Here is a 252-nt window from a genome sequence, read left to right as displayed (position 1 = left end):
GTTGGAAACCAGAAAAAGCTTCAGAAACCGTTTCAATGACAGGTGCGGCTGAGAAGCCCAAGCCTTTGACATGGTCAATAAATTCTGGTTGTTCGTCCAGATTAATTTCTTTAAAAGTGACCTTATGTTGCTCTAAAAATCGTTTTGTCATCTTACATTGAACGCAGTTGTTTTTTGAGTAGATAGTTACCATGATTTTCTCCTTATAAATATAATCAACCATAAGGATACAATGAAAGAGAAGAAAAGTCA

At 35.3% G+C, this 252-nt stretch carries 1 protein-coding gene; it reads right to left on the bottom strand.

The features are described from left to right. On the bottom strand, window positions 1–193 hold a 193-nt coding region (nrdH, locus tag ACS2QP_RS28225; protein WP_438883134.1), incomplete at its 3' end, for a glutaredoxin-like protein NrdH. Window positions 194–252: the final 59 nt, after the last annotated feature.

Origin of the sequence: Bacillus cereus group sp. Bce019 (assembly GCF_051781745.1) — a bacterium.
Taxonomy (GTDB): Bacteria; Bacillota; Bacilli; order Bacillales; family Bacillaceae_G; genus Bacillus_A; species Bacillus_A cereus.
Note: the sequence above shows the minus strand (reverse complement) of the source record. Positions and strands in the feature narration are given on the sequence as shown.